Annotated in this window: 22 protein-coding genes; 15 read left to right on the top strand and 7 right to left on the bottom strand. The window is 62.3% G+C overall.

The features are described from left to right. Positions 1-152: 152 nt before the first annotated feature. Positions 153-1,607, top strand: a complete 1,455-nt coding sequence (locus tag I5L79_RS10075; protein ID WP_196954922.1) for a diadenylate cyclase — start codon at positions 153-155, stop codon at positions 1,605-1,607. A gap of 57 nt (positions 1,608-1,664) precedes the next feature. Here the strand turns inward: I5L79_RS10075 and I5L79_RS10070 are convergent, their stop codons facing one another. Next, the gene (locus I5L79_RS10070; protein WP_196954921.1) at positions 1,665-2,648 is read right to left on the bottom strand and encodes an aldo/keto reductase; all 984 of its coding nucleotides are present in this window, start codon (positions 2,646-2,648) and stop codon (positions 1,665-1,667) included. 125 nt (positions 2,649-2,773) lie between these two features. Between I5L79_RS10070 and I5L79_RS10065 the strand changes: the two genes are divergently transcribed. Genes I5L79_RS10065 through I5L79_RS10050 form a run of 4 tightly spaced genes read left to right on the top strand, consistent with a single transcriptional unit; the run spans position 2,774 to position 4,884 of the window. Beyond that, entirely contained in the window at positions 2,774-3,286 is a 513-nt protein-coding gene (locus I5L79_RS10065) for a DUF4112 domain-containing protein (RefSeq protein ID WP_196954920.1), read from the top strand. 49 nt (positions 3,287-3,335) lie between these two features. Further along, positions 3,336-3,770 carry a hypothetical protein gene (locus I5L79_RS10060; RefSeq protein WP_196954919.1) on the top strand — a complete coding sequence of 145 codons (435 nt, stop codon included), beginning with the start codon at positions 3,336-3,338 and terminating at the stop codon, positions 3,768-3,770. Next, positions 3,767-4,462: an SCO family protein gene (locus I5L79_RS10055; protein ID WP_196954918.1), complete on the top strand. Its 696-nt coding sequence runs from the start codon at positions 3,767-3,769 to the stop codon at positions 4,460-4,462. Before I5L79_RS10060 ends, I5L79_RS10055 begins: the two co-directional genes overlap by 4 nt. Continuing rightward, complete coding sequence (locus I5L79_RS10050; RefSeq protein WP_196954917.1) at positions 4,462-4,884, top strand: c-type cytochrome; 423 nt, start codon at positions 4,462-4,464, stop codon at positions 4,882-4,884. The genes I5L79_RS10055 and I5L79_RS10050 overlap by 1 nt, the downstream gene beginning before the upstream one ends. 158 nt (positions 4,885-5,042) lie before the next feature. Here the strand turns inward: I5L79_RS10050 and I5L79_RS10045 are convergent, their stop codons facing one another. Continuing rightward, positions 5,043-6,452: an alpha/beta hydrolase family protein gene (locus tag I5L79_RS10045; RefSeq protein WP_196954916.1), complete on the bottom strand. Its 1,410-nt coding sequence runs from the start codon at positions 6,450-6,452 to the stop codon at positions 5,043-5,045. A 244-nt stretch (positions 6,453-6,696) separates the two neighbouring features. Between I5L79_RS10045 and I5L79_RS10040 the strand changes: the two genes are divergently transcribed. From I5L79_RS10040 to I5L79_RS10030, 3 genes are all read left to right on the top strand, one after another. Then, positions 6,697-7,725, top strand: coding sequence for a sensor histidine kinase (locus tag I5L79_RS10040; RefSeq protein WP_196954915.1), 1,029 nt, complete (start codon positions 6,697-6,699; stop codon positions 7,723-7,725). Then, on the top strand, positions 7,722-8,459 hold the full coding sequence (locus I5L79_RS10035; RefSeq protein ID WP_196954914.1) for a LytR/AlgR family response regulator transcription factor: 738 nt from the start codon (positions 7,722-7,724) through the stop codon (positions 8,457-8,459). Before I5L79_RS10040 ends, I5L79_RS10035 begins: the two co-directional genes overlap by 4 nt. An 84-nt stretch (positions 8,460-8,543) precedes the next feature. Beyond that, complete coding sequence (locus tag I5L79_RS10030) at positions 8,544-9,509, top strand: enhanced serine sensitivity protein SseB C-terminal domain-containing protein (protein WP_196954913.1); 966 nt, start codon at positions 8,544-8,546, stop codon at positions 9,507-9,509. An 87-nt stretch (positions 9,510-9,596) separates the two neighbouring features. Here the strand turns inward: I5L79_RS10030 and I5L79_RS10025 are convergent, their stop codons facing one another. After that, positions 9,597-10,112, bottom strand: coding sequence for a DUF2062 domain-containing protein (locus I5L79_RS10025; RefSeq protein WP_196954912.1), 516 nt, complete (start codon positions 10,110-10,112; stop codon positions 9,597-9,599). A gap of 98 nt (positions 10,113-10,210) precedes the next feature. Between I5L79_RS10025 and I5L79_RS10020 the strand changes: the two genes are divergently transcribed. Then, positions 10,211-11,146, top strand: coding sequence for a YihY/virulence factor BrkB family protein (locus I5L79_RS10020; protein WP_196954911.1), 936 nt, complete (start codon positions 10,211-10,213; stop codon positions 11,144-11,146). 119 nt (positions 11,147-11,265) lie between these two features. Beyond that, on the top strand, positions 11,266-12,654 hold the full coding sequence (locus I5L79_RS10015) for a DEAD/DEAH box helicase (RefSeq protein ID WP_196954910.1): 1,389 nt from the start codon (positions 11,266-11,268) through the stop codon (positions 12,652-12,654). 54 nt (positions 12,655-12,708) lie between these two features. On the opposite strand, the gene I5L79_RS10010 is transcribed toward I5L79_RS10015, so the two are convergent. Beyond that, positions 12,709-13,266, bottom strand: a complete 558-nt coding sequence (locus I5L79_RS10010) for a hypothetical protein (RefSeq protein WP_196954909.1) — start codon at positions 13,264-13,266, stop codon at positions 12,709-12,711. 94 nt (positions 13,267-13,360) lie between these two features. Between I5L79_RS10010 and I5L79_RS10005 the strand changes: the two genes are divergently transcribed. The 5 genes from I5L79_RS10005 (at position 13,361) to I5L79_RS09985 (ending at position 16,695) form a co-directional block, all read left to right on the top strand. Further along, positions 13,361-14,137 (top strand): prolipoprotein diacylglyceryl transferase, encoded by a 777-nt coding sequence (locus I5L79_RS10005; RefSeq protein WP_196954908.1) that lies wholly within the window; start codon positions 13,361-13,363, stop codon positions 14,135-14,137. A 5-nt stretch (positions 14,138-14,142) separates the two neighbouring features. Continuing rightward, positions 14,143-14,604, top strand: a complete 462-nt coding sequence (locus tag I5L79_RS10000) for a hypothetical protein (protein WP_196954907.1) — start codon at positions 14,143-14,145, stop codon at positions 14,602-14,604. 18 nt (positions 14,605-14,622) lie between these two features. Continuing rightward, positions 14,623-16,023, top strand: a complete 1,401-nt coding sequence (locus tag I5L79_RS09995; RefSeq protein WP_196954906.1) for a radical SAM protein — start codon at positions 14,623-14,625, stop codon at positions 16,021-16,023. Positions 16,024-16,032: 9 nt separating this feature from the next. Then, positions 16,033-16,317 (top strand): hypothetical protein, encoded by a 285-nt coding sequence (locus I5L79_RS09990; protein WP_196954905.1) that lies wholly within the window; start codon positions 16,033-16,035, stop codon positions 16,315-16,317. 75 nt (positions 16,318-16,392) lie between these two features. After that, positions 16,393-16,695: a hypothetical protein gene (locus tag I5L79_RS09985; protein WP_196954904.1), complete on the top strand. Its 303-nt coding sequence runs from the start codon at positions 16,393-16,395 to the stop codon at positions 16,693-16,695. Positions 16,696-16,794: 99 nt separating this feature from the next. Here the strand turns inward: I5L79_RS09985 and I5L79_RS09980 are convergent, their stop codons facing one another. Genes I5L79_RS09980 through I5L79_RS09970 form a run of 3 tightly spaced genes read right to left on the bottom strand, consistent with a single transcriptional unit; the run spans position 16,795 to position 19,391 of the window. Next, entirely contained in the window at positions 16,795-18,069 is a 1,275-nt protein-coding gene (locus I5L79_RS09980) for a DUF3570 domain-containing protein (protein ID WP_196954903.1), read from the bottom strand. Between the two features lie 30 nt (positions 18,070-18,099). Beyond that, complete coding sequence (locus I5L79_RS09975; RefSeq protein ID WP_196954902.1) at positions 18,100-18,330, bottom strand: DUF4266 domain-containing protein; 231 nt, start codon at positions 18,328-18,330, stop codon at positions 18,100-18,102. Then, complete coding sequence (locus tag I5L79_RS09970) at positions 18,327-19,391, bottom strand: FAD:protein FMN transferase (RefSeq protein ID WP_196954901.1); 1,065 nt, start codon at positions 19,389-19,391, stop codon at positions 18,327-18,329. The genes I5L79_RS09975 and I5L79_RS09970 overlap by 4 nt, the downstream gene beginning before the upstream one ends. Between the last annotated feature and the right edge of the window lie 4 nt (positions 19,392-19,395).

The raw sequence follows: 19,395 nt of genomic DNA, 5'->3' as shown, positions 1-19,395 counted from the left end.
GTTGCCAGCCGCAGTACCTTGCCGGGGGACAACCTGCGGGCCGAATGATAGTTGGCCTAAAACCAGCGCGCAGAGCCACCTTTTGCCCCCGAATTTGCGTACACGGGCTACCTGCCCCTTTAGTGCCGCTGCGCGGCTGCCCATCGTTGCCCATGTGGGATTCCCAGAAAAGCCTCTTCCGCGTTTCCGCCCAGCTGTTTGCCGAAGGAATTTTTAATTTACTTGACCGTAACCTGCGCCCCGAGGTTTTCCTGCTCGGGCTGGCCGCTGCCAAGGAAGCCAACGAGCCCGCGGCCGTGGTAATTGAGCCCCCCACGCACCGCTACCGGCCTGCCCAGTTTCAGGATGTTAAAACGCGGGCCATGCAGCTGGAGCCCGAAGGCCCCCGCGAGGTGGTGTATCACCTGCACCCCAACGACCACGACCGGTTTGAGAAGTTGCGCTGGTATAACCTGCTCCGCCGCGCCACCGAAGCCACCATTGCCGACCTAGAAGCCGCTACTCCGGCCGAGGCCCGGGTGTCGTTCTGCTCCCAGCCGGTGAGCGTAAACAACTACCAGATTCTGGTGGTGTTGCAGATGAACGCCGAGGCCTATCATAGCCACTACGCTTTGCCCTCGGCACCGCACGGCCGCGCCGGCTCCCTGCTGCAGGCCACGGTGCAGGAGTTTCTGCACGACTGCCTGCGGGCCCTGCGCGAGTCGGATCTGGATGAGGACCGTCCCATTCTCGACCGCGACTACAACGAGCTGCTGCGGGCCGCCGGCCGCCGCTTTATGCTGGCCGTCGGCAATGGCAACCACGGCCTCTACGATGCCTGCAACGGCATTGCTGCCTTGCGCCACGAGGGCGACGAAGGCGTGGGCCTGATGGCTTTATCACGCCGCAACCACCCGGCGGTGCGCCCTGTGCTGCTGCTGGAAACACCCATTGCCCTGCGCGACCATCGGTCGATGCGCAAGCTCCTGGAGCTGAGCGAGGAAAACGTGGCATTGATGAGCGACGCAGCTAACCTCTTTGGCCTGGGCGAGGTGGTAGAGCTGGACGACCCCAACTATGAGCCCCTGTTCATGGTGCACTTCACCAAGCACTACAGCTGGGACCTCAGCCACGCCGGGGAGGTGATGATGCGCGTGGTATCGAACACGCCGCGCCTGCCCCGCTCCCGGGTAGATGAGCGAAACTTCGAGCGGGCCATCCGCCGCAACTGGCCCGACATGGATGCCTCGGGGGTGGAGTATCTGTGGTCGTTGGCGCTAAGTGCCACCTCCCAGCCTACGGGTACCATCCTCCTGATTTCGGATGGTGCCGCCCAGGAAGCCCGCCGCCTGGCCACGCAGTGCTACCGCGTCACGCCCACGCGCATCACCCCGGCCATGGTGCGTTTGGTCACCAACATCGACGGGGCTGTGCTCATCGACCCCCAGGGCACCTGCTTCGGCATCGGCGCAATTCTGGATGGGCTGGCCACGGCCAAAGGCGACTCCTCGCGCGGGTCCCGCTTCAACTCCGCTGTGCGCTACGTGGAAACCAGCCGCTACCCCTGCCTGGCCATCGTGGTAAGCGAAGATGGCTGGATTGATTTGCTTCCGCCGCTGGGGAAATAAGGTGCTGCTTTCCGGTAAATGGTCATGCTTCGACAAGCTCAGTATGACCATGAGTTTCTACCCGTTCACCGATTTCATCATCTCGGCGGGGTAGCGTAAGCCGGCGGCCTGAGGCGCGAGTTCGTCTAGTAGTTGCAGCTCTTCGGCAGTGAGTGACACGTTGAGGGCACCCACATTTTCTTCCAGATACTTCACACGCTTCGTACCAGGAATGGGAGCCACGTCGGTACCCTGGGCCAGCACCCAGGCCAACGCCAGCTGGCCGGCCGTACAGTTTTTCTGCTCGGCCATTTCGCGGATGCGCGCTACTAGGTCCAGGTTTTTCTGGAAATTCTCCCCCTGAAAGCGCGGCGTGAAGCGGCGGTAGTCGTCGGCGGCCAAATCCTCAAACCGCTGAATCTGCCCCGTGAGGAAGCCCCGGCCCAGGGGCGAGTACGGCACAAACCCAATGCCCAGCTCGCGGCAGGTCTGCAGCACACCATCTTCCGGGTCACGGCTCCAGAGGGAGTACTCGCTTTGCAGGGCCGTGATGGGGTGCACGGCGTGGGCCCGCCGAATGGTGTCAGCCGAGGCTTCGGACAGGCCCAGGTAGCGCACTTTGCCCGCCTGCACCAGCTCGGCCATAGCCCCCACAGTTTCCTCAATGGGCGTATTGGGGTCCACGCGGTGCTGATAGTACAGGTCGATGTAGTCGGTACCAAGGCGGCGCAGGCTGCCTTCGCAGGCTTCACGCACGTATTCCGGCCGCCCGCTGATGCCGCGCCGCGTCGGGTCGTTGGGGTCGCGCTGAATGCCAAATTTGGTGGCTAGCACCACCTGCTGCCGCTGCTCGCGCAGGGCGCGGCCCACCAACTCCTCGTTGGTATAGGGCCCGTACATGTCGGCCGTGTCGAAAAACGTGATGCCCAGCTCCAGGGCGCGGTGCAGGGTGCGCGTGCTTTCGGCGTCGTCGCGGCCGGCGTAGAAGTCCGACATGCCCATGCAGCCCAGGCCCAGGGCCGATACCGTGAGGCCCTGCCGGCCCAGCGTGCGTTGTTCCATAGTGGTGATTGGTAAGTGTGTGATGGTTGATGATCAGATCGTCGGGGTATAACTGCTGCTCGGCGAAATAGGTTGGCTTATCATTTTCCGCGAAGTTGCGTTACAAGGCCATAACCTCTCCCCTTATGGCCTCCTCTCCTGTTTCCCCGGCTACCCCTACTTCCTTCGACCAGGATGAGCGCCTGCGCTGGGTTTCGCACATTTCCCGCCTCATGGACAGCCAGTTTCGCGTGCCCGGCACCACCTGGCGCTTCGGCCTCGACCCCATTATGGGCCTGATACCGGTAGTGGGCAACCTGCCGTCGATGGCCATTTCCGGGGTGCTGATCATGACCATGTTCCGCCACGGAGCCAGCGGCAGCCTGATTATGCGGATGGTTATCAACGTGGTGCTGGATTCGCTCATTGGCTCCATTCCCATCCTGGGCAATATTTTTGATTTTGCCTACAAAGCCAACGACCGGAACGTGCAGCTCCTGCGCCGCCACTACCAGGAAGGCCGCTACCAGGGCAGCGGCAAAGGCCTGATGGTGGTAGTGGTCCTGGTGCTGCTGCTGGGCTTTGGGCTGCTGCTCTGGGGCACCTGGACGCTGGCTGCGTGGCTCTGGCACTACGCCGAGCTGCATTCCAACTGGTAACCCGGCCAATGGACGAGCATGGTTGCCAATCGTGCTGTACCTTTGCCGCGTGCGTACGTTTTCGATTGTTGTTGCCCTCCTCATTGGCTTAAGTGCTCTGCTCCCCGCCTGCACTTCCTCGCCCAACCCCGCCGAGCAGGTAGCTGCCGCCGAGCAGCGCGTGCTGGCGTCCCACGACTCGCTGATGGCGCGGATGGACCAGCTCTATTCCCGCCGCCAGCAGCTGCAGGCCCTACCCGCCGCCGACTCCGCGGGCGTGGCAACCCGTAGGCGTGCCCTGCTGGCCGCCGAAAGCGCCATGATGGGCTGGATGCACCAGTACCGCAAGCCCGCCGATACCGTGGCGCCCGCCCGGCAGCTGGTCTACTTTGCCCGGCAGCAGCAGCGCATCGATTCCGTTGGCCTTCTCATGAACAGCAGCCTCGACTCCGCGCAGGCCCTATTGCCCGCGGCCCCGGCGGCCGCTTCTCCTTCTTCTCTATGACACGCTTTTTCATTCGCCAGGCTTTGCGCAGTAGCGCACTGGCTTGGTCGGCCGGCTTGCTGCTGGCTTCCTGCTCGCTTGATTCTGCTACCGATAAAGCGGCTACCCTGCCCTACATCGGAGAGCGGGAAGTAAAGCCCCGCGCCGACGGTGGCCCGGCCGATACGGTGTTTGCCGTGGTGCCCACGTTTCGCCTGACCAACCAACAGGGTCAGCCTGTTACCAAAGCTACGTTTGCCGGCAAGGTGTACGTGACGGACTTTTTCTTTGCTACCTGCCCCAGCATCTGCCCCAAAATGCAGAGCGAGCTGCTGCGGGTGTACGAGCGTTACAAAGGCAATCCGCGCGTGGCCTTCCTCTCCCACACCATCGACCCGGACCACGACTCCATCCTCGTTCTGCGCGACTACGCCGAGCGGCTGGGCGTGAAGGACGCCAGCCAGTGGCACTTCGCCACGGCCGCGCGCGACACCGTTTTTGGGCTGGCTCACGCCTACTTCACGGCAGCGCAGCCTGATAAGGAAGCGCCGGGCGGCGTAGCCCACAATGGCACCTTTGCGTTGGTCGACAGCAAAGGCCACGTGCGCGGCCTCTATGATGGAATGGTAAAAGCCGAGGTAGACCGTCTCATCCGGGAGCTGCCCGTGCTGCTGAAAGAGGAAGAGCAAACCGCGGCCACCGCAGCTAACTGATGCGCTGGCTGCGCACCAGCCTGCAGGCGGCCGCGGTCCTGGCGGTGGCTCTGAGCGTGGGCGGCTGCTTTTCCAACCGCCAGAACGAAGGCGCCAGGCTCTACCAGTCGCACTGCGCCAGCTGCCACGGCGAGCAGGGTGAAGGCCTGCGCCGCCTGATTCCGCCTGTCGCCGCCTCCGACTATGTAACGCGCCACCGCGCCACCCTGCCCTGTCTGGTGCGCAAGGGCCAGCGCGGACCGGTGGTCGTCAATGGGGTGGAGTACAACCAGGTGATGCCCGGCCACCCCGACCTCACCGACTCGCAGATTGCGAACCTGCTGAACTTTGTGCAGCAGAACTGGGGCAACCACAACGAGCCCTACACTATCCGGGAAGTTTCGGAGCTGCTGGCACCCTGCAACGGCTCCGACGGGCAATAAGCTTTTGCCTTAGAAAAACAAGAATTCCTGTCCTGCTTAATCTGGCGTCCGCGGAGTCGAAGCATCTCTACCGATTCGTTGAGTAGCAGGAAAGATATTTCGACTCCGCGGACGCCAGATTAAGCAGGACAACTATTAATACACACTTATTGCCTTAGCTACTTGCCGCTCGTGTGCGTCTTTAGCCAGGTTCCTATAGCCTCCAGAGCCGCCGGGGCGAAGGTTTCTTCTAGGCCCACGTACTCCTGGGGAGCTCCAGTGTCGGCAGTTTGAAAGAGGTGGTTGAGGCCGGGCAATGACCGCACCGTGACGTCGCGGTTACCGGCAGATTTCAGGCCCTGCTCAATGGCTTGCAGATTTTCTGCGGCGGCCACCTGGGTATCTTTGGCGCCGTTGAGCGCCAGCACGGGCACTTTTACTTTCTGCAGATAAGTGGCCACGTCCGTTGTGAGAAAATAGCGCATCCATGGGCCGGTGAGTTGGGCTACTCCCTGCTGGGCTTCCTCTGAGCTTACCTGTGGTTGCAGCTGTTGCACGCGAGCAACCAGCAGCTTGGTCAGCGCCTCGGTGCTGGTGCTGACCGGCTGGCGGCGCAGCTCGGCGAACAGCGCCCCGTTGACGCGTCGCATCTCACCCAGTGAGGCCGTGTCCATGCCTTGCGCCCGGCCAATGTCTTGTTGCTGGCGCAGCAGCACGGCGTCGCCGGCAAGGCCGGGGCCGGCCAGCGTCACCACCAGGTTGGGCCCGCCGGGCTGGGAGGCCGCTTGCCAGGCTATCAGCCCGCCTTCACTGTGGCCGATCAGCGCTACTTGGGCGGGCCTGATGTCGGGGCGGGTGCGCAGGTAAGCTAAGGCCGCCTGCGCATCGGTTGTGAAGTCGGCGGTGGTGGCGTCGGCAAACGTGCCCCCGGACTGAGCCGTGCCCCGGTCGTCGTAGCGCAGCACGGCAAAGCCTTGGCGGGTGAGGTAGTCGGCCAGCACGAGGAAGGGCTGGTGGCCGAGAATGGATTCGTTGCGGTCCTGGGGTCCGGAGCCGCTCACCAGCACCACCGCCGGAAAGGGGCCCTTGCCTTTCGGCAGAGTGAGCGTGCCAGCCAGGCTCAGCTTAGCTTTCGGGTTGGAGAAGCTTACGTCCTGGCTTTGGTAAGGAAGCGGACCTTTAGGCGTTTGGGGGCGGCGCAGGGCCGCCTTAGCGGGGGCCGCACCGTGCGTTAGCGTGAGGGGCATTTCGGCGCCGCCCTGCTGCCACAAGCCTGAAACCTGCTGCTGATCGGGCGAGAACCGACCGATAAACCGGGCTTCCAGGGGCGTGAGCGTCAGGTACAAACTATCGGCGCGCAGCACAGCCCGGGTGAGGGGCATGTCTTTCAGCCCCTGCTGGGGTACCGACAAGGTTCCGCTGAGCGCGGCCGTGGTGCCGGCCAGGGTGAACACCGTTTGCAGGTCCCCGGAAGGTAGCTTCAAGCTCCCCTGCCAGGTGCCGGCGGGACCATTAGCGGTTTGAGCAACAGCAGCCGTAGTGGTTAGCAGACCGCCGAGGGCAAGAGTAAGGAGGGAAGATGTTTTCATAGATCAGATTGGCGAACAAAAGGAAAGGCTTTTCTCAAAACCCACGCTGCACAACGCCGTTTCGATGCCCAAAACTGCCGGACCTATGGCAGGAATAAAAAACGGCCGGACCAACCCACCGGAAAAAAGGATGAACACCTTACCTGCCCGGATAACCCACGTTGGTCACGCGGGGTTGGCGGCCGCCGCCCTATCCTCTACTTTCGTCCTGAGCCTTGCTGGTTGGTAAGGCGCCGGCTACTATATGGCTACTTCTGTTCTTCCGGCTTCCCGCAAGGGGCTGCCCGCCTGGCTTCGGCTTACGCTCCGAGACGCGCTGGTGTGGTCGTCCATGCTTGCCCTGTCGGTGGTGGCCGACCGCCGCTTCCTGACCGGGGACTTTCCCTGGCACGTCTTTCGCGAGTTTCTGGTGTACCTGCTGCTGCCTACTGTGGGGGCAGTGTACCTGAACCACCTGGTGCTGGTGCCGCGCCTGCTCGACCAGGGCCGGTACTTTTTGTACCTAGCCGCGCTGCTGGCCTGGTCGCTGCTGCTGGGCGGGGTACTCAAGCTGGTGTTTGCCGGCTTCTATGCCCAGGATTCGTGGGGACACAGCAGCTTCAACGTACTGTTTGTGCAGCTGCTGGCCATGGGCGTGCTCATGGTGTGGCGCTCCATCACCCAGCGCCGCACCCGCCTGCGCACCCAGCTGCTGGAGCGCGACCAGCAGCTGCGCCTGCTCGAAGCCCAGGTGAACCCCCACTTCCTGTTTAATACCCTCAACAGCCTCTACGCCCTCAGCCTCACCCAAAGCTCCCAGACGCCCGACATGCTCCTGGCGCTTTCCGGACTCATGCGCTACCAGCTCGACAGCACCCAGCGCCCCCGCGTACCCTTGCAGGAAGAGCTGGACTACCTGCGCAGCTATACCGCCCTGCAGGCCCTGCGCCTGGGAGCCCGCTGCCCGCTGGTGGTAGAGCTACCCGCACCCGAGCAGGCCGCGGGCTTCGCGGTGCCGCCCCTGCTGTTTCTGGCCCTAATCGAAAATGCCTTCACCTACGGCACGCGCCGCGCACAGGGCTCTTTTGTGACGATAAAGCTGACGCTGGAAGCCGGACAGCTGCACCTGAGCTTGCGCAACGCCCTGCCCCCGGCCACCGATACCGGCGGTGGAGCGGGCACCGGCCTGGTCAACACCCGCCAGCGCCTGGCCCTTTTATACCCCGGCCGGCATACCTTGCGCGCCGAAGCCTCGGCCACCGAATTCTGCACCGACTTGCACCTGACCCTATGAACCCCGCTCCCCTGCGCGTGCTGATTGTAGACGATGAGCCCTTGGCGCATGAGGTGCTGCGCACGTACATTGGACGGGTGGCCCACCTCACCGTGGCCGGCCACTGCTACACCGCCGCCGAGGCCCTGGCGTTTCTGCACCAGCACCCCGTAGATGCCGTGCTGCTGGATATTCAGATGCCCGAAATGAGCGGACTGGAGCTGCTGCAGGCCCTGCCCCAGCGCCCGCCCGTTATTCTAACCACGGCCCACAGCGAGTTTGCCCTGGAAAGCTACGAACACGGCGTGATTGATTATCTGGTAAAGCCCGTGCCTTTCCCCAGGTTTCTGAAAGCCGTGGGCCGCCTGCGCCCTACCACGCCGGCAGCTGCTGCTAATTCAACTCCGGCACCTGGCCCGGCCACGGCACCCGAGGCTTCGGCCGCCCTGCTCCTGCGCGATGGGGCTACCACCCACCGGGTACCCCTGGCCGATATTCATCTGCTGGAAGCCTACGGCAACTACGTGAAGGTGCACACGGCGGGCGGCCGCTTAGTAGTGACGGATACACTGCGCCGCCTGCTCACGGAGCTGCCGGAAGCGGAGTTTGTGCGGGTGCATAAGTCCTACGTGGTGCCCCTGCGCCGGGTAGAGCGGCTGGAAAGCCAGCAGCTGACGGTGGCCGGGCAGGTGCTGCCCCTGGGCGCCGCCTTCCGCCAGGATTTTCTGCGGCGCTGGCAGCAAACGGCCCACTAGGCCTGTGGTTTTAGCGGCGGTGGCGGGGTGCATCTTCCCCAAAACCTCCTTAGCTTGCAGCTTCACCCCGAATCTGACTCCGCAATGGGACTATTTGATTTCCTGAAAAAGAAAAACGACAGTACGCCTACCCCCACGCCGGCCGCCCAACCCGCAGCACCGACTACGCCCGATGCCCCGGCGCCCACGACGGAGCGCAAAGGGCCGCGCTATTCGCGCCAGCAGTTCACTTCGCCCACGGCCACGCCGGTTCCGGTGATGCCGCCGATGCCCGTGCCGCCCATTCCCCCGATGCCGCCCCAGCCGGCATTTGTGCCCACCAATGCGCTGGAAGAAGCGTTGATGCGCGCCGCCAACGAGCCGGAATTTCGTCCCATCTTTTACCAGCAGCTGCTGAGCCACGAGCTGATTATCCTGCCGCTGCCCGCTGAAGGCCGCGACTCGGGCGAAATCACCATTGAGCCCGGCTCGGAAATACAGCTGCAGATGCTCAACGACAACAAGCTACCCATCTTCAGCTCCGTGGAGCGGGTGTTTGAGGGCGGTATCGTACCCGAGGGCATGCCCTACCTGCGCATGCGCGGCTTCGACTTCTTCAACATGGTGCGCGGGGCCGAGTGCGTGCTCAACCCGTTCTCACCCGTAGGCAAGCTACTCACGGCCCAGGAGCTGGAAGAGCTGCTCTCGGGCAACCTGATCGAAGACACGTCCCAGGAAGCGGCGCCCGAAACCCGGGTGCAGCTCGGTCAGCCCGCCGACTACCCCACCGCCCTGGCCGATTCCGTGCGCGAGTTCAGCCAGGCCCAGCCTTTGGTGAAAGCCGTGTACCTGGCGCAGCTGCAGGTGGAAGGCAGCCCCGAACCGCCACGCCTGCTGCTGGGCTTTGATATTGAGGGCGAAGACCCCGCTTTCCTCCAGGAAATGGGCCCGTTTGTGCAGCCCCACCTGCGGGAAGGCGAACTGGTAGATATGATGGTTATCAGCACGGCCGCCGATGATCCGCTGGCCGCCTACTTCCGCCAGACCGAGCCGGTATATCAGAAGGCGTAGTTCCCGCTGAATTGTTGGTTAGCCCCGGCTTCCGTCTTTCCTGACGGAAGCCGGCGTGTTTTTAGCGGGTCTGGTTTGCTGGGCGCGCTACTCCACGCGTGCCTGGGCCTGCCGGGCCAGCAGGCGGGCAAAAACCGGCTGCAGGGCCACGTACAGCACCGCCACTACCGGCACCGACGCGGCCGCCCACAGCAGCAGTGCGCCCAGCTCGGCCCGCCACAGCAAGCTCAGCCCCCCGGCCCAGTCGTGGTTGAAGTAATACTGTAGCCGGGCCAGGCTCAGGCTCTGGCCGGCTCCGCCCAGCAGCCGGGCACCCCACTGCAGCAGCGGAATCAGAGCCAGCAACTGCAGGGGGCTCATCAGGTGGCTTACCAGCAGCAGAGCGGCCACGTTCAGCCGCAGCCGCAAGCCCACGGCGGTGGCCATGAGCGTGGTGACGCCCAGCAGCGGCACCAGCCCGAAGCTGATGCCCAGCGCCACCGTGAGGGCCAGCTGCCGGGGTGTGAGACCCTGTTTCAGGATGTTCAGCAACGGCATAAGCAGCTTGCGCCGCAGCCAGCCAGGCGGGGCAGATTCGGGCACGGGCGCAGGCGGTATCGACACAGAAAGGAGCTGAAAGTACATGAAAAAGTGCTCCGGCGGCGCGTATCTTCGCACGGCGCACCTGCGGCCCTTCGCTCACCGGGTGGGTGAGGCAACTGATGACAAAAGTACGAGAGCCCGGCCAGCCCCGGCCCAAACTGTGGACGGATTTCTTTCTGCTGCTGCGCAAGGCGGCCCAGGAGCTGGGTGCCAATGACCCGCTACGCCTGGGCGCGGCCACGGCGTTTTTCACCTCGTTTGCCCTGCCGCCCATTCTCATCATCCTGGTGCAGCTGCTGGGTTCGTTGTATTCCGCTTCCATCGTGCGCGGGCTGCTGCTTACCAAGCTGGCCAACCTGCTGGGGGCGTCGGCGGCCGAGCTGGTGCAGCAGATTCTGGATAACGTAACCAACGTGGAGCGCAGCCGGCTGGTGTCGTGGCTGGGGTTTGGGTTTCTGCTTTTTATTGCCACCACGCTGTTTGTGGTCATTCAGAACTCGCTCAACCAGCTCTGGAATATCCGACCCCGGCGCACCACCCGCCAGCTCTCCAAGGTGCTGAAAGAGCGGGTTCGGTCCCTGGGCGCCCTGCTGGCTACGGCCCTGCTCACGGTGCTGGCCTTCACCTCCGATACCATTCTGGCCCTCTTTGCCGATTACATCAAGGACTTCGACGCCACCTTTGGCTACTTTCTGGTGCAAGTGCTCAATCAGACGGTTTCCCTGCTGATTCTGGCAGCCTGGTTTGCGGCCACGTTTCGCAACCTCAGCCTAGCGAAAGTGCCCTGGCGGGCCGTGCTGCGCGGGGCGGTTCTCACGGCTGTGTTCATTGACATCGGCGAGTATATTCTCGGGCATCTGCTGGTGCAGCGCAACCTGGGGCCGATTTACGGGCCGGCTTCCAGCCTGGTGCTGGTGCTGCTGTTCGTGTTCTACTCGGCCATGATTTTCTACTTTGGCGCCTGCTTCACCAAAGTCTACGCCCACTACATCGGCATCGATATCCGCCCCAAGAAGTCCGCGGTGCGCTACCGGCTGGTAGACGTGGAGGAGTAAATGGCAGAATGATTTTGTGGTTACCGGGCTGTTTTCGGGTTGCCTGCGGAGGCAGCCATTCCAAAACCCTATCCAGCCATTCAACAATACGTACCTTTGCCGGCTAATCCCGTGCACTGATGAGTACCCTTACCTTCGCCGACCTCGGCCTTGCCCCGACCTTGCTCCAGGCTCTCGAAGAGCTGACTTTTGCTGCCCCCACGCCCGTGCAGGAACAGGTAATTCCGATGGCGCTGGCCGGGCAGGACGTGGTAGGGCAGGCACCTACGGGCTCCGGTAAAACCGCCGCCTACGGCCTTTCGGTGCTGCAGCAGCTGGATGTGCAGGTGGATGCCGTTCAGGTGATTGTGCTGGTACCGGCCCGCGAACTAGCCCTGCAGGTGCGCGACGCTCTCAAGAAGCTCGGCAAATTCCTGCCCAACCTGCGGGTGGCGGCGTTCTACGGGGGCCACGCGTTCCGCGAAGAAACGGCCTCCCTCAAGCAGGCTCCGCACGTGGTGGTAGCCACACCCGGCCGCCTGCTCGACCACTTCGAGCGGCGCAGCATCATTCCCAACCAGTTGAAAGTGCTGGTGCTGGACGAGGCCGACAAGCTGCTGGAGCTGGGCTTCCAGGAAGAGCTGGTGGAGATTATCAAGCGCCTGCCGCGCCGCCGCCAGACCCTGCTGTTCTCGGCCACCATGTCGGACAAAGTGCTGGAGCTGATTCGCAAGAACCTAACGCGGCCCCGCGTGGTGAATGCCGGCGAAGACACGGACGAGCTGCCCGAAAACCTCACGCTGCTGGGCCACGTGGGCACGCTGGAGCAAAAGCCCGCCGCCCTGCTTCACCTGCTCAACCAGCCCGAAACCGGCCGCGCCCTCATTTTCTGCAACACCCGCGAGCGGTGCGCCGAGCTGGCGCGCTTCCTGCACGGGCGCGGGGTAGCGGCCGAAATGCTGCACGGCAAAATGCCCCAGCCCGAGCGCGACAAAGCCCTGATGAAGCTGCGCAACAACTCGGCTCAAGTGCTGGTAGCCACCGACGTAGCCGCCCGCGGCCTCGACGTGACTCTGCTCGATACCGTGGTGCAGTACGACGCCCCCGACAAGGCTGATGGGTTCCAGCACCGGGCCGGCCGCACGGCCCGCGCCGGCGCCGCCGGCACGGCCCACCTGCTGGCTACGCCCAAAGAGCAGGCCCATGTGCAGAAGTGGCCCATAGCCGAAGGCATCAAGTGGACGCTCATGCACGCGCCCAAGCTGCTGCCCGCCGCGCCCAAAGCCCCGCGCCCCGAAAACGTAACCCTGCACGTTTCGGCTGGCAAGAAGGATAAAGTAAGCGCCCACGACCTGGTGGGGGCCTTCGTGAACGTGGGCGGTGTGGGCCGCGACCAGGTAGGCCATATCGAAGTGTTCGACTACTACAGCTACGTGGCCGTGCCCCGCCAGATGGCCCCGGAAGTGGCCGAGCGCCTGATGGGTGCCAAGGTAAAAGGCAAGAAAGTGCGTGTGTCGGTGGTGGAGTAATTCGCTCCGGCTGCTTGGAATAGCTGCTAAAGCCAGCTTGCGGCAGTTAGTCCTTTAGGGGTTGGTGCGTAAGGCCGGTACCTGCAGCCGCTTGCCTTTCTCATCGAGTGGATACATGTGGGTGGAATCCGTCAAGATTTCCACTTTCAGCCGGAGCATTGGCCTGCCGGAGCCATTCGGTCCCCGCCGCAACACCTCTAGTAGTTCGCTTTGAACCTTAGCCGGTACCGGCGCATGGGGTGGCCTTGTGGCCAGGGGCAGGGCCAGCGCCAGAGTCCGCACGCTGCCGGCTGGTACCAACAGCCCCCTTCCTTGGTCGTGGTTTGATTCCGGCCAGGTGTAGCGCCCGAAGTCCATGCTCCCGTACGCCCGGCGCAGCGTAAAGTCCCGGTCATTGTCGTTGTGAATTTCCACCACCAGATGCAGCATCGGTGGTGTGGTGGGCGTGGCGGCCGACAGGCTGTCGGCCGCCACCACCCGGGCCGCATAGTGGGGCACTTGGAACAACGCCCCCATGAACGAGGCACATTGGCCCCAGAGCAACAGCGCCAATAACCCCACCAGTGCCAGTACAGCGGACGAAGGGCGCCGAACCCGAGCAGCTTTTTCCATGCGGCCCAACTTACCGAAAATGCCGTAATTGAGCCCAAGCTGCCTCCGCCGGTTTTGAGGGGCAGTGCTTACGCCGATTTTTCAGCCTCTGTTCTTGACGTATCCCGTCCAACTTACCCTCGGTCCGCTGGTGCTTCCCGTTCACCTCTTGTTTGAGGTGCTGGCTTACTCCGCGGGCTACCGGTTCTACCAGACGCTGCGCGCCCGCACCCTCGACCCGATTTCCGACGAGCACCGTCTCTGGATTTTTGTGGGCTGCGCGGCCGGGGCGCTGCTGGGCTCCCGGGCGTTGGGGCTGCTGGAGCACCCGGAGCTGCTAACTCACCCGCCCGGGGGCTGGCTGTACTACTTCACCAACAAAACCATTGTGGGCGGCCTGCTCGGCGGCCTTATTGGCGTGGAGTTGACCAAGAAGCGCCTCGGCGTAACGGCCTCCAGCGGCGACCTGATGGTGTACCCAATTTTGCTGGGCATGTGCCTGGGCCGCCTGGGCTGCCACTTCGCTGGCCTCACCGACGGCACCTTCGGCACGGCCACCACTCTGCCGTGGGGCATCGACTTCGGTGACGGAATCCCGCGCCACCCCACCAACCTCTACGAAATCGGCTGGCTGGCCTTGCTGGGCGCGGGCCTCTGGCTGGCGGAGCGCCGCCGGCCACTGCCTGCGGGCTGGCGGTTTCGGTTTTTTATGGTAGGTTACCTGCTGTTCCGCCTGCTGGTCGAGTTTCTCAAGCCCACGCCCGCCCCGAGCGGCTGGGGCCTCACCGCCATTCAGTGGGCCTGTGTGGCGGGGCTGGGGTATTATGGGTGGCTGTGGGGGCGAACATATCGTTTGAAATCAGCAGGTTCCACTAGCAAAAGCATAGCTTAACAAGCATGTCCCACCATACCGTCACACGTGTTGAGCGAATTAAGCTATTCCTCTGGGACTATTACTTCGGCAACTCTGCTTGGACTAACTCAGTGCGAATAATTGGAGGGCCACTAGTTATTGGCAGTGGAATGCGTCTGTATTCAGGTTCCACTCGGTTTGCGCTGGGTTATGGGGGATTTTGCTTGATCTACGGAACCTATTATCTTCTGAAGCCAGCAATAATCATCCTCACGCGGCCAGTTCTGTTTCAGACAACTGAATTTGATCTGCACATGGATGCGGAAAGCCTGACAATGCAAGAGTCAGGAGTTAAGGTGACAGTCCGATTTGACTCATTTAAGAGTGTCCGGCGACAATCCAAATACTACGCGGTGAAGCTGCCTGAAAAAATGACTATTCATTTCAAAAAAAGCCATCTAACCGAGCAGGAGAAAGATATTTTAAACCAGCATCTTACTGCCTGATTCCTTTCCCCTGCTTTCATGCCCGAACGTCCCTATACCTACTACGACTTCACCCTGAGCCTTTGCCCGCACTGCTTGCGGCGTGTGGAGGCCAAAATCGTCTTTGAGGACGGGCAGGTGTTCATGCTCAAGCGCTGCCCCACCCACGGCCGACAGAAGGTGCGCATTGCCACCGATGTGGAGTACTACAAGAGCATCCGCAACTACGTGAAGCCCAGCGAAACCCCGCGTCGCTTCAACACCGCCACCCACTACGGCTGCCCCTACGACTGCGGCCTCTGCACCGACCACGAACAGCACAGCTGCCTTACCGTCATTGAAATAACGGACCGCTGCAACCTGACCTGCCCTACCTGCTACGCCGAAAGCAGCCCCCACCACGGTCGGCACCGCACCCTGGAGGAAGTGGAGGCCATGATTGACGTGCTGGTGCTCAACGAAGGGGAGCCCGACGTAGTGCAGATTTCGGGCGGGGAGCCCACCCTGCACCCGCAGTTCTGGGAAATCCTCGACATGTGCAAGCGCAAGCCCATCAAGCACCTGATGGTGAACACCAACGGCGTGCGTCTGGCCAAGGATGAGGAGTTTGTGGCCCGGCTGGCTACCTACGCCGGGGCTTTCGAGGTATACCTGCAGTTCGACTCCTTCCGCGAAAACGTGCTGCTCACCATGCGCGGCCGCGACCTGCGCGAGGTCAGGATGAAAGCCCTGGAGCACCTGAACAAGTACAACCTGAGTACCACGCTCGTCGTGACCCTGCAAAAGGGCCTCAACGACGACGAAATGGGCGAAATCATCGACTTTGCCCTAAAGCAGCGGTGCGTGCGCGGGGTCACGTTTCAGCCCACCCAGGCGGCCGGGCGGCTAGAAAACTTCAACCCCGAAACCGACGCATTTTCCCTGACGGAAGTGCGCCAGGGCATCATCGACCAAAGCCCCGTGTTTACGGCCCAGGACCTGCTGCCCGTGCCCTGCAACCCCGACGCGCTGGCCATGGCCTACGCCCTCAAGCTGGAAGGCGAGGTCTACCCGCTCACCCGCTACATCGACCCGGCCGAGCTGCTCACCAACAGCAGCAACACCATCGTGTACGAGCGGGACCCGCGCCTCCGCCAGCACATGCTGCGCCTGTTCAGCACCGCCAACACCGTAGATACCGTGGTGCCCGAGCTGAACCAGCTGCTCTGCTGCCTACCCCAGGTGTCGGCGCCCAACCTGAGCTACGAGAACCTGTTCCGCGTCATCATCCTGCAGTTCATGGACGCCTGGAACTTCGACGTGCGGGCCGTGAAAAAGTCCTGCGTCCACATCGTTTCAAAGGACCTGAAAATCATTCCCTTCGAAACGATGAACATCTTCTACCGCGACCCGGAAAAGCTGGCCCGCCTGTCCGAGCTGCGCGAAGCCTCCGTTTTGTAGCCACCTGCCATGGAACAGCAAGAGCCACCTACACCACCCGAAAAGTCAACCAGCCAGTTGCTGGGCCTTGTGGTAGCCATAAATTTTGGAGCATTGCTAGTACTGGGTAGCCTGGGTGGAATAGTGGGCATGCTTGCGCTGCCCGTGCTCAATGTGCTGGTTGGTATCATCCTGTTGTTCGGCCCGCAAAAAAAGCTGGGGAAGGTGCTGCTGATTTCCGGCCTAGTGGTGGCGTTACTGGGCCTGGGTACGTGTGCCCTTATTCTCTCCAACCTGAATTTCAATGGCCATTAAATCCTGCACTGAGGCGCCATGCCAAAGTCCCCGAGTCCAACTGGGGACGGGCAACATGCACTAACTTTCTACGCTATGGAACCAGCCCCAACACCCCGCCCTAACCATGTGTTGCGCAACAACCTGCTGCTCGTGTTGGCCGCAGCCGTAATCCTGGGCTTGCTCGGGCGGTTTGTAGCGGTGGGCGCCGCTTTTCTGTTTGCGGGCGGCTACCTGGTGCAAGTGCTGGTGAACGTGGTGCTGGGGGTGGTGCGGCTGGTGAAGGCCGAGCCGGGCCGCAGTGCCGCCCCCTACTTCCTGAGTGCCCTGCTGGTGCTCATCATCGGCTTCGGGGCCTGCAGCGCAATGGTGCTGGCTGGTCTGGATACCATGAACTGATAGCCCAAAGCCAGCTTGAGCATACCCGAAGCCAGCACATGATGATGCGGACTCCAAGCGGACTCCCTTGTTGACCTTACCGACTATTCAACTGCTCGACTAGGGCAGGGTAAATGAAAGGTCGGCGCTGATTAGGTTGGCCGTGAGGCCGGTGCTCTGCCGATAATACGCGTAGCGCAAATCCAGGGCTTTAAACTTCGCCACCTGGCCCCCAAAGGGCGTTTTGAAACGCCCAATGCCATACACCGGGGAATAGCGCAGCCCCAGGCCAATCTTGTTGGCGGAGAAGTTAGCCAAATCGTAGTCGGAGGTGTAGTACTCGTCCGTGATGCTGTGCTCCAGGTAGGGCGCGAAATAGTCGGCGGCTGTCTGGGTATGGTAGCGGTAGAAAGGGTACAGCACAAAAAAGGGCGTCACTTTTAGCGGTGTTTCCAGCTCCAGGGTGTGCGCCCTGATGCCAAAGTTGTCGTTGTAGAACCGGTAGTAGCCGCGCAGCTGCACTAGGTCGGTGGCGTAGTAGTTCAGGCGCAAACCCACCGGATACTTCAGGCGTTGCCGGGGCAGCAGCTCGGTTTTGGCCGTGCCCAGCGCCCCGCCGGTTTCCCGGAAATACACGCGGTGAAAAGGCGTGCTCAGCAGCCCGTTCTGAGCTACCAGCTCGGTGCTCACGGCCGCCTGCAGGCGCTGGGTAAGCACCTGCGAGTACACCAAATTCAGGTTGTAGCTCTGGCGCGTATCGAAGCCGGAGCCATGGTCGCCGCCCCGCCCCTGGCGCAGCTCCGCGGGTAGGATAAGGGTAGCGCGGTCAAAAAACACTTGGGCAGCCACGCTCAGCTCCCGGTTGCCATCGGCGGAGGTATGGGCCCAAGAAGCAGTAATATTCCCCGAGAGGTAGTCGTATTCCTTGGAAAATCCCCCTCCCACGCCCACAATCGTGCGCTTATCTGCCAGCTGCCGCGAGTAACCCAAATCCAGATGGTAGCGCGTATCCGACGACGAAGGCGTAGACAGCACCTGGTCAATCCGGTCGGTGGAAGCCGAGGCGTAGTAGTCCATACCCAGGTTGGCCGAAATCCGCGTGGCGGAATCCAACGGCACATTCAGGATAATGGTCGGGGTGAAATCGGTGAGCTGCTGGGTGCCCTGGCCACCCTCTACGGCTCCGTGGTTGCCATCCTGGGAGTAGTAGCTGGAAAGAATATTCACCTCAGTTTCGCCGTGGTTGCTGGGATTGGGCGGACTCGGCGCCGTGGTAGCCGGGGCGCCGTAGCCATCTACCCGATTGGGGGTGGGCGTGGCCTGGGCCCAGGCCAACATAGGCAAGGCCAGCAACGTCATGACTGGAAGAACAGTGGTAAGTGCAGAGCGGAGCATGGCAGAAGAAAAGCGCGGATTATTCATCGGTTAGTTGCAGCCGCAGCCCCCACCTACCTTACCGCCGTTGGCGCCCCCGGCACCTTCCCGGTAACTTTCGAAGTTGGTTTCGTATACTTCGATGCGCTTGTTGGCCAGCTTCATGTCCTCGTCGTTGAGGTACATTTTCTGATAAGCCGCTACCGATACACAGCTGCTGAGGCCGCTGCCCGCCAGCAGCAGGCTGCACAGCACTAGCCGAAGCCGAATAGAATAGGTCATGGATTGGCAGTCGTTGTAGCGGCCGCGGCCGGCACGGCGCTGTGGTAGTAGTTTACCTGCATGCCTTTGGAGGCCAGGGTGCGCCCGTCGTTGGTGATGAGGGTGCAGTCCACGCCCTTCAGCTGGTTGATGAACGCCAGCCCTTCTTCCGGGCCTTTCACGAACACCACTTCGTCGAGGCCGTCGGCCAGCTCCACATCGGGGCAGATAATGGTGACGGAGCGAAGCCCCGTGGCCGGATAGCCCGTGTGCGGATTAATGATGTGCCCGTAATACTGGCCGCCCACCGTAAAATACTGCTCGTAGTTGCCGGCCGTCACCACGGCCACGTCCGTCACCGTTAGCCACGACGACACCGACTGCGGGTAGGCCGGGTCGCCAATGGCAATGCGCCAGAGGGAGCCATCGGCCTGCCGGCCCCAGCACGAAACGTCGCCCGAGCCGTTGATTAAGCCACCCTGCACGCCCATTTGCTTCATCAGCGCCTGGGCGCGCCGCACCCCGTAGCCTTGCAGAATACCTGCCAGATTCATGCGCATACCTTTGTCTTGCAGCATCACGGAGTGCGCCACCGGGTCCAGCAGGACTTTGTGGTAGTCGATGCGGGCTACGGAGGCCTTCACCACTTCGGGGGCGGGCAAAGCGGCATGTGCCTGCCGATCGAACTTGTATATTTTCTCACCCCCGGCGAAGGTGATGTCGAAGGCCCCGCCGCTCAGTTCCGACAGCTTGAGCGTCCGCTGAATCAGGTCATACACTTCCCGGTTGACTTTCACTGGCCGGATGCCGGCATGGCGGTTTATCTGTGTTATCTGGGAGGTTGAGTCCCAATAGGAGAATAGCCGGTCGATGCGCTGGGCTTCGCGTATGCCAGCCCGAATGGCGCGCCACGCCAGTGTATCATCAGCTGAAACGGCCGTGAACGTGAAATGGGAGCCCATCAAGTAGGCCGAGCGGGTGAAGTTCCGGGGCTTGGCCGCTGGAGTTTGGGCCCACGCGTTGCCTATGATCAGGAGCAGACCCAGCAGCAAGACCAGCGGTTGACGAATGGTGCAGCGCATAATC

This window comes from Hymenobacter guriensis (assembly GCF_015773195.1).
Taxonomy (GTDB): domain Bacteria; phylum Bacteroidota; class Bacteroidia; order Cytophagales; family Hymenobacteraceae; genus Hymenobacter; species Hymenobacter guriensis.
Note: the sequence above shows the minus strand (reverse complement) of the source record. Positions and strands in the feature narration are given on the sequence as shown.

What these genes read in the sequence shown, in the direction of transcription:
- I5L79_RS10035 (WP_196954914.1), top strand. Translation starts at nt 7,722, where the DNA reads ATGAACCCCGCTCCCCTGCGCGTGCTGATTGTAGACGATGAGCCCTTG.
- I5L79_RS09990 (WP_196954905.1), top strand. Translation starts at nt 16,033, where the DNA reads ATGGAACAGCAAGAGCCACCTACACCACCCGAAAAGTCAACCAGCCAG.
- I5L79_RS09995 (WP_196954906.1), top strand. Translation starts at nt 14,623, where the DNA reads ATGCCCGAACGTCCCTATACCTACTACGACTTCACCCTGAGCCTTTGC.
- I5L79_RS09980 (WP_196954903.1), bottom strand. Translation starts at nt 18,069, where the DNA reads ATGCTCCGCTCTGCACTTACCACTGTTCTTCCAGTCATGACGTTGCTG.
- I5L79_RS10015 (WP_196954910.1), top strand. Translation starts at nt 11,266, where the DNA reads ATGAGTACCCTTACCTTCGCCGACCTCGGCCTTGCCCCGACCTTGCTC.
- I5L79_RS10050 (WP_196954917.1), top strand. Translation starts at nt 4,462, where the DNA reads ATGCGCTGGCTGCGCACCAGCCTGCAGGCGGCCGCGGTCCTGGCGGTG.
- I5L79_RS10075 (WP_196954922.1), top strand. Translation starts at nt 153, where the DNA reads ATGTGGGATTCCCAGAAAAGCCTCTTCCGCGTTTCCGCCCAGCTGTTT.
- I5L79_RS10010 (WP_196954909.1), bottom strand. Translation starts at nt 13,266, where the DNA reads ATGGAAAAAGCTGCTCGGGTTCGGCGCCCTTCGTCCGCTGTACTGGCA.
- I5L79_RS10045 (WP_196954916.1), bottom strand. Translation starts at nt 6,452, where the DNA reads ATGAAAACATCTTCCCTCCTTACTCTTGCCCTCGGCGGTCTGCTAACC.
- I5L79_RS10030 (WP_196954913.1), top strand. Translation starts at nt 8,544, where the DNA reads ATGGGACTATTTGATTTCCTGAAAAAGAAAAACGACAGTACGCCTACC.
- I5L79_RS10055 (WP_196954918.1), top strand. Translation starts at nt 3,767, where the DNA reads ATGACACGCTTTTTCATTCGCCAGGCTTTGCGCAGTAGCGCACTGGCT.
- I5L79_RS10040 (WP_196954915.1), top strand. Translation starts at nt 6,697, where the DNA reads ATGGCTACTTCTGTTCTTCCGGCTTCCCGCAAGGGGCTGCCCGCCTGG.
- I5L79_RS10065 (WP_196954920.1), top strand. Translation starts at nt 2,774, where the DNA reads ATGGCCTCCTCTCCTGTTTCCCCGGCTACCCCTACTTCCTTCGACCAG.
- I5L79_RS10070 (WP_196954921.1), bottom strand. Translation starts at nt 2,648, where the DNA reads ATGGAACAACGCACGCTGGGCCGGCAGGGCCTCACGGTATCGGCCCTG.
- I5L79_RS09975 (WP_196954902.1), bottom strand. Translation starts at nt 18,330, where the DNA reads ATGACCTATTCTATTCGGCTTCGGCTAGTGCTGTGCAGCCTGCTGCTG.
- I5L79_RS09985 (WP_196954904.1), top strand. Translation starts at nt 16,393, where the DNA reads ATGGAACCAGCCCCAACACCCCGCCCTAACCATGTGTTGCGCAACAAC.
- I5L79_RS10000 (WP_196954907.1), top strand. Translation starts at nt 14,143, where the DNA reads ATGTCCCACCATACCGTCACACGTGTTGAGCGAATTAAGCTATTCCTC.
- I5L79_RS10020 (WP_196954911.1), top strand. Translation starts at nt 10,211, where the DNA reads ATGACAAAAGTACGAGAGCCCGGCCAGCCCCGGCCCAAACTGTGGACG.
- I5L79_RS09970 (WP_196954901.1), bottom strand. Translation starts at nt 19,391, where the DNA reads ATGCGCTGCACCATTCGTCAACCGCTGGTCTTGCTGCTGGGTCTGCTC.